General features: G+C 38.2%; 10 protein-coding genes. All 10 read right to left on the bottom strand.

What is annotated here, in order from left to right; genetic code table 11:
- Positions 1 to 195: 195 nt before the first annotated feature.
- Complete coding sequence (locus BAQ48_RS08855) at positions 196 to 471, bottom strand: DUF3935 domain-containing protein (protein ID WP_000197469.1); 276 nt, start codon at positions 469 to 471, stop codon at positions 196 to 198.
- Between the two features lie 82 nt (positions 472 to 553).
- Entirely contained in the window at positions 554 to 685 is a 132-nt protein-coding gene (locus BAQ48_RS28400) for a hypothetical protein (RefSeq protein WP_001037907.1), read from the bottom strand.
- A gap of 19 nt (positions 686 to 704) precedes the next feature.
- Positions 705 to 1,253 carry a manganese efflux pump MntP gene (locus BAQ48_RS08860; RefSeq protein WP_000142483.1) on the bottom strand — a complete coding sequence of 183 codons (549 nt, stop codon included), beginning with the start codon at positions 1,251 to 1,253 and terminating at the stop codon, positions 705 to 707.
- Positions 1,254 to 1,327: 74 nt separating this feature from the next.
- Entirely contained in the window at positions 1,328 to 2,371 is a 1,044-nt protein-coding gene (locus BAQ48_RS08865) for an L-threonylcarbamoyladenylate synthase (RefSeq protein WP_071710795.1), read from the bottom strand.
- A 108-nt stretch (positions 2,372 to 2,479) separates the two neighbouring features.
- Positions 2,480 to 2,938, bottom strand: coding sequence for a GNAT family N-acetyltransferase (locus BAQ48_RS08870; RefSeq protein ID WP_071710796.1), 459 nt, complete (start codon positions 2,936 to 2,938; stop codon positions 2,480 to 2,482).
- Between the two features lie 49 nt (positions 2,939 to 2,987).
- Positions 2,988 to 3,851 (bottom strand): stage II sporulation protein R, encoded by an 864-nt coding sequence (gene spoIIR / locus BAQ48_RS08875; RefSeq protein WP_000745078.1) that lies wholly within the window; start codon positions 3,849 to 3,851, stop codon positions 2,988 to 2,990.
- Positions 3,852 to 3,962: 111 nt separating this feature from the next.
- Positions 3,963 to 4,814, bottom strand: coding sequence for a peptide chain release factor N(5)-glutamine methyltransferase (gene prmC, locus BAQ48_RS08880; RefSeq protein WP_071710797.1), 852 nt, complete (start codon positions 4,812 to 4,814; stop codon positions 3,963 to 3,965).
- Positions 4,814 to 5,881: a peptide chain release factor 1 gene (gene prfA / locus BAQ48_RS08885; RefSeq protein WP_033665332.1), complete on the bottom strand. Its 1,068-nt coding sequence runs from the start codon at positions 5,879 to 5,881 to the stop codon at positions 4,814 to 4,816. Before prfA ends, prmC begins: the two co-directional genes overlap by 1 nt.
- Positions 5,882 to 6,273: 392 nt before the next feature.
- The gene (locus BAQ48_RS08890; protein ID WP_000280852.1) at positions 6,274 to 6,861 is read right to left on the bottom strand and encodes a thymidine kinase; all 588 of its coding nucleotides are present in this window, start codon (positions 6,859 to 6,861) and stop codon (positions 6,274 to 6,276) included.
- A gap of 108 nt (positions 6,862 to 6,969) precedes the next feature.
- Complete coding sequence (locus BAQ48_RS08895) at positions 6,970 to 7,215, bottom strand: type B 50S ribosomal protein L31 (protein WP_060632964.1); 246 nt, start codon at positions 7,213 to 7,215, stop codon at positions 6,970 to 6,972.
- Between the last annotated feature and the right edge of the window lie 290 nt (positions 7,216 to 7,505).

The following is a 7,505-nucleotide window of genomic DNA, read 5'->3' on the forward strand; positions in this document are numbered from 1 at the left end:
GGACATTGGAGCTCTCGACCTTGAAGCGCTTTTTGCTTCGAGCGAGAGAGCGAAATGACCGGAGATTCTAGCCGCTGGAGCTGGATGGTACCTAAAAGTGGAAGTGGCCCGTTTAGCTCTGACAACCTAAAGATGGAAACGACTCGCTCTACTACATCATCCAAAAATCCCCCGCTAAAAAGCGGGGGATTTTTTTTATAATTCTTCCTTTTTTTCCTCTAAAGTCGGGAATTTCTCTTTTTTCGGTTTCCCAAGCTTAATTACGAAGAAATATAGAGAAAGCAATGTAATAAGAAAAACAATTAAAAACGGGTATGGAGAATAAAAAGCACGCGCCGCCTCCGTTTTTCCTGCAACAAACTTCAATGACTCAATATCTAAAAACTCAGCAAACATTTGTACACCGAGCATGCTAAACCAAAAAACAAAAAAACTAATAATAATACCAAAGACTTGCTTCAATCTCGTCATTCATCTCATCCTTTCTATAATCTGTAATTTTTTAGTGCAATCAATATAGTACAAACAAAACTATGCACAGAAAGGAGCTATCTTACCATTCGCGAATTAACTTAATCCAATCTAAAATCGAAATTTGCAAAATAATACCCCAAATAACAAGCAGTCGTAACGACCTAGGAAAAAACGTTACAAATCGAATATACCATTCCATTAACTTGTTCATAACGTCCTCCTCCTCAAAATTATATAGGAAAAAGGAGATATAATCCAAATCCAACCAGAATGATACCACCTACTATTTCACCATATGTACCGAGCATATCTTTCGCATGTCTACCAATTAATAAACCAATCCACGCTAACAGCATGCTAACAAACCCAAAAAGTAATATCGTAATAATTGTCTGCGCCCCGTAAATTCCAAGACTAAGACCTACTGAAAAACTATCTATACTGACGCCAAATGCAAATACGAATAAACTAATTCCAATAGGCGCAGTTCTAGCTTCCTCATTTTCCAAAATAGACGAATATACAATATAGAATCCTAGTCCAATTAATAAAATGGCACCTGCAAAATGTGCAATATCTCCATACTTCTCTGATAAAAAACGACCTAATACCATTCCTACAAATGGCATGATAATATGAAAAATCCCTATCGTCATACCGATATACAGGATTTGTCTTAACTTTAAGGTCATCATCCCCATACCAAGACTCACCGAGAACGCATCCATCCCTAAGGCGAATGCCATAATTATTAAAGGTATTAGCTGTTCAAACGTCATTCATGTCCCTCCTCGGACGTGCTACTTCAAAATATGCTTATCCGAGGAGAAATATTCTGTTTGCTAATCGTACCTTATGCTTCAGTAATAATTTGATGTCCCGCTGCTTTCGTTAAACGATTCATAATGGCATTCCCTATTCCTTCATTCGGGAATGATTCACTAAAAATAACATCCACTTCACTTGCATCAAACGTTCTAAGTACATCATATAATTTAGTCGCAACGCTAGCTAAATCACTTCGAACACCACAAGATAGTACAACATCCGCACTATACACATGCTGATACTCTTCTGTCGTTAATACACCTACTTTAAATCCTTCTTCCTTTTTCTTATCCACAATAAGCTGAATAAATTCACGTGAACCTTCAACAATACTAAGTGGCGCTTTCGGTGCATAATGTGTATATTTCATTCCAGGTGATTTCGGTTTTTCCTTTTCATCCTTTAAAGCTGGATCTAAAGAAACAGTACCTATCACCGCTTCCAATTGTTCTTTCGTAATGCCACCTGGACGTAGAATCGTTGGAACTGTGCTCGTACAATCAATTACAGTTGACTCAACCCCTACTCCCGTTGCACCGCCATCCACAATACCTGCAATCTTCTCATTTAAATCTTCATATACGTGAGAAGCTAACGTCGGACTTGGACGCCCAGAACGATTCGCACTTGGTGCCGCAACAGGTACATTTGCTTCCTCAATAAGAGCAAGCGCTACTGGATGATCAGGCATTCTTACTCCAACCGTATTAAGTCCTGCCGTCACCTTCTCTGAAATTCCTTCTTTTCTAGGTAAAATAATTGTTAACGGGCCTGGCCAAAAATGTTCCATTAACTTTTCTGCAACTGGCGGAACTTCCTTCACAATCCCATCTAATTGAGATTTCGTACCGATGTGGACAATAAGCGGATTATCGCTCGGTCTTCCTTTTGCTTCAAAAATTTTCGCGATTGCTTCATCATTCATCGCGTTCGCACCTAGCCCATATACCGTTTCTGTAGGGAAGGCAATTGCTTCATTTTCTCTTAATAATTTTGCTGCTTCTTGTATCTGTGGATAATATTTTTTTCTTTCCACAACATTATCCACAACCCACATATTTGTATGCATTTTTTCCCACGTCCTTTTCTACCATGAAATACTTGTCTATTTTTAGTTTACTACGAGATTTATCCAAAAGACAAACAAGGTTTATCCACAAAATGTGGATAAACCTAATTAATCTGTGGATAACTTTGTGAATAGCTGACAATTTAGTATTATTGCATTTGGCTCTTTTATATTTTTACAAAAGTGTTCTAACTGTCGAATTCCCTCTGGCACGTTTTCTTTTTCTACAGTGACAAAGTCAAAAAACTGAAAGATCGTTATCGATTGTGGATGATTTGTTAGTAAGTACAATTGTCGAATATTTTTTTCTTTCATATACTGCAAAAACATTTCAAAAAAATATAAGAACGTCTGTTTATCCACATTAGGTGTGAATAAACAAGAACGAATAAGCACATCTTCTCCACTTTGTTCATAACCAATTACAGCTCGTATTTCTTCCGCCTCTTCCAAAATCATAAATTGTGCGTACAGCTCATTTATTTTATCATCTTTTTTATTAGCTTGTCCGAAAAATGAATGTAATCTTTCCACATCTGCTTTCGTAGCAAAATACACCTTCTTCATAGTAAATCCCTCCTCTTTTTTATATATGAGAAGGGATTTACTAATAGTACTATTTAGAGAATAAAGATGTAAAAGCTTCTACAATAAATAACTTAACTTCTGGCTTTTCTTCTTCCTCCTCTACTTTTACATACTCATTTTGTTTTTCTTGTTTTTGTTCCACAGGTTTCTCCACTTTTTCCACAGTTTTTGTTTCTTCTTTACTTACAGGTTGTTCTTCTACTTTCGTTTCATTTTTTACTACTTTCTTTTCAGAAGCTGTTACTTTTTTTGCGACTTCCTGCTTTACAACTTTCTTTTCTTTCACCTCATCCTCTTTTTTCTCTTCTGCATTTACTACTTCTTCATCTAATTGTTTTACCTGCTCCTCTTCAGGAGATTCCGCCTTCACAACATGTTCTTCTTTCCTTACAGCTGTACCACTTGAAAAATCTAAGAAACACATCGGCGGAAATAATACACACCACCAGTTTGCCCCTTCACCTTCACCAATTGTAATCAATACTGCCTCATATTCCCCTGCTGGGTAAATAAAATTCCCATATACCTTTGTAGGAAACTTTACATTCTTACTGAATTTCACTTGAAATGAATCTTTACTTCCTTCTTTTTTCAAAGTATTTGCCACTGTTTTTTCGATTTCTGGAATATGACTTTGAATAACTTTGCGTGCCTCTTCAAATGAAGTTAAATCTGCTACCCATCCATCAATTTGTGCTTTTACTTCATCACGCACTTTGCGTTTTAACGCCTGGTCTTTATCTGAATCACTATTTGCTAAAATCCGTAATCGAACGGCCTCTTTCGGAATAACTGAAGGCCCTTTCGCATCAGCTTTCATATATCCAAACTGCACAAGTAACTGTGCACCAATTAATAATAGAAGAAGATAAGCAATAACTTGTTTTTTCATTTCCTCCACCGTCCCCTCTACAAACAGTGTGGACAGACTTTCATCTTTCTAAACTATTAAATTCAAAATCTATATAAATTTCCCCACAAAAAATAGAGTAAGGTGTGAACCTTACTCCATCTCTGCAAATACCATACGATCTTTTCCATTAATATCAAAAACAACCTCAACATGAGCATGTGGAAAAGCTTGTTGCAATAGCCCTTTTACATCCTCGCCTTGCCCTACTCCAATTTCAAATGCCACAATTGCTTTCTTCTGCAATACATTCGGCAACCCTTCCATAAAACGGCGATAGAAATCTAATCCGTCTTCACCACCAACAAGTGCTCTCTTCGGCTCATGCTCTTTCACCACAGGAGAAAGACCACGCCAATCTTCTTCCGGTATATATGGAGGATTTGAAACAACAATATCTAACTTTTGACCCGTTTCATAAAATGGTGATAATAAATCACCGTGATAGAACGTTACTTCTGCGCCCAAAGTTTTCGCATTTTCTTTTGCAACTTCAATCGACTCTTGTGCAATATCTACCGTATACACATGAAGATTTTTATTTTCTAAAGCTAGCGTAATAGAAATCGCTCCGCTACCTGTACCGATATCTGCTACATGTAGTTCCTTATCACCAAAATGGCGCTCGACTCTTTCTAATACTCCCACTATAAGCTCTTCTGTTTCCGGCCTTGGTATTAATACTTCTTCATTCACAAAGAACGATCTTCCATAAAACATTTCATAACCCATCATATATTGAATCGGAATACCTTCTACATGCTTGTGGATAAACTCTGTAAAACTTTTTTCTTGTTCCGCAGTTATTTCTTCACGCATATTCATCAATAATCCCGTTCTGTTCGTCTTTAATACATGACAAAGGACAATTTCTCCCGCATTTTCATCTCGTCCATTTTCCTGTAAAAAAGAAGAAGCCCATTTCAGGGCTTCATAGACACGCATTACTCAGCTGCCTCCATCTTTTGAGCCTGATCTTCCATCACTAAGGCATTGATGAAATCATCTAACTTACCTTGTAAGATTTGATCTAGCTTTTGAATCGTTAAACCGATTCGATGGTCTGTAACGCGGTTTTGCGGGAAGTTATACGTACGAATACGCTCTGAACGATCACCCGTACCAACAGCTTGTTTACGGTTTTGATCATACTCAGCTTGTGCTTCTTGTCTAAACTTATCATAAACACGTGCGCGTAATACTTTCATCGCTTTTTCTTTATTCTTAATTTGTGATTTCTCATCCTGACAAGATACAACTACACCAGTCGGTAAATGCGTTAAGCGTACCGCTGACATCGTTGTATTAACGCTCTGTCCACCAGGTCCACTAGAAGCGAATGTATCAACACGAACATCTTTCTCATGAATGTCGATCTCTACTTCTTCTGCTTCTGGTAATACAGCTACAGTTGCTGTAGATGTATGAATACGTCCACCAGATTCCGTTTCAGGAACACGTTGTACACGGTGAGCACCATTCTCGAATTTCAGCTTCGCGAAAGCACCTTTACCGTTAATCATAAAGATAATCTCTTTATATCCACCTAATTCTGTATAGCTAGCCTCGATAATTTCCGTTTTCCAGCCTTGTACCTCAGCGTAACGGCTATACATACGGTATAAGTCACCAGCAAATAAAGCGGCCTCGTCGCCACCAGCAGCTCCACGAACCTCAACGATAACGTTCTTATCATCATTAGGGTCTTTTGGTACAAGTAAAATTTTCAGACGCGCTGACAATTCCTTATCTTGTCCTTCTAATTCAGAAACCTCTTCTTTTACCATTTCACGCATTTCTGCGTCTAACTTATCTTCTAACATTGCTTTCGCATCTTTTAATTGCTCACGAACATCCTTATACTCACGATATACCTCTACCGTTTCCTGTATATCAGATTGTTCCTTTGAATATTCACGAAGCTTATTAGTATCGCTAATAACCTCTGGGTCACTTAACAATTCATTTAACTTCTCATAACGATTTTCTACAGCTTGCAAACGATCTAACACATCATTCACCTCTACATCCTAGTATCTAATACAAATAGTATATGGTACTTACTCAAAAAAACGCAAATTATATTTAAAAGCGCAAGCGGCTTGCTTAAAATCGCAGGCTATTTGGAACTCTCGACCTTAAAGCGCTTTTTGCTTCGAGCGAGAGAGTGAAATGGCCGGAGATTCTAGCCGCTGGAGCTAGATAATATATTTAAAAGCGGAGCCGACTGCTTAGGTCCAGTGGTTAAGGTTCTCTCGCACAGAAGACGCTTTTTGTCTTCTCGTGCGGGAGGTTCTTAGACGCAAGGACCTAGCCACCGGAGCTAGATAATATTTAAAAGCGTAAGCGGCTCACACCACTCACTCTCTCTATTTTGAAAAAAACCCGCCCTACACAGCGAGTTTTACTGATCTTTGTTTGTAGGAACTGCATGACAATGACGACAGCGTGGTTCATACGATTCTGAAGCCCCAACTAAAATAATTGGATCATCAAATGCCGCTGGTTCTCCATTAATTAATCGTTGTGTACGACTTGCTGGAGATCCACATGCAGAACATACTGCTTGCAGTTTTGTTACATGTTCAGCAATTGCCATCAGCTGAGGAACTTGTCCAAATGGTAGACCACGGAAATCTTGGTCTAAACCAGCTACAATGACACGATAGCCACGATTTGCCAATACTTGCACCACTTCCACAATGTCCCCATCAAAAAACTGTACCTCATCGATTGCAATAACATCCATATCTTCTGTTATATGCTCAAATATATCTTTTGAGGCAGAAACAGGAACTGCTTTTACCTTTAATCCATTATGTGATACAACGTCTTCTTCGCTATAACGATTATCAATACATGGTTTAAATACAATTGCATGTTGTTTCGCAAATTGTGTACGACGCACACGGCGGATAAGCTCTTCTGATTTACCAGAAAACATACTACCGCAAATCACTTCAATCCAGCCATTTTGATTTATTAAGTACATGAAGCTCTCCTTTCATCTACTTTTTAGTTAAAAGTAGGGTAAAGGTATAATATTTTCGCAAAAAAAACAGACAAGCGAATACATACACTTGCCTGTTTTATGTTTTTATTACTTAATACCGTATTTCTTATTGAAGCGGTCAACGCGTCCGTCTGCAGTAGCAAACTTCTGACGTCCAGTGTAGAATGGGTGAGAATCAGAACTGATCTCAACTTTTAGTAATGGATAAGTGTTACCATCTTCCCACTCAACAGTTTCGTTAGATCCTTTAGTAGATCCGCTTAAGAATTTGAAGCCTGTGTTTGTGTCCATGAATACAACTTTCTTGTAATCTGGGTGAATTCCTGCTTTCATTCTTTTCATCTCCTTCCGCCCTGAATCATTTTCGAAACAGAGTTTTTCATCTTCAGCTGCATACACAACTATATTGATGAAACACATATGATGAAATTATAACAAGGCTAACTTCATTTTGCAACTACCTGTTTTTGTCTTTTTAAATTTAAAAGCGCAAGCGGCTTGTTCAGAATCGCAGGGCATTGGAACTCTCGACCTTGAAGCGCTTTTTGCTTCGAGTGAGAGAGTGAAATGACCGGAGATTCTAGCCGCTGGAGCTGGATATATTTAAAAGCGCAAGCGGCTCG

The sequence above is a fragment of the Bacillus luti genome (assembly GCF_001884105.1).
Lineage (GTDB): Bacteria > Bacillota > Bacilli > Bacillales > Bacillaceae_G > Bacillus_A > Bacillus_A luti.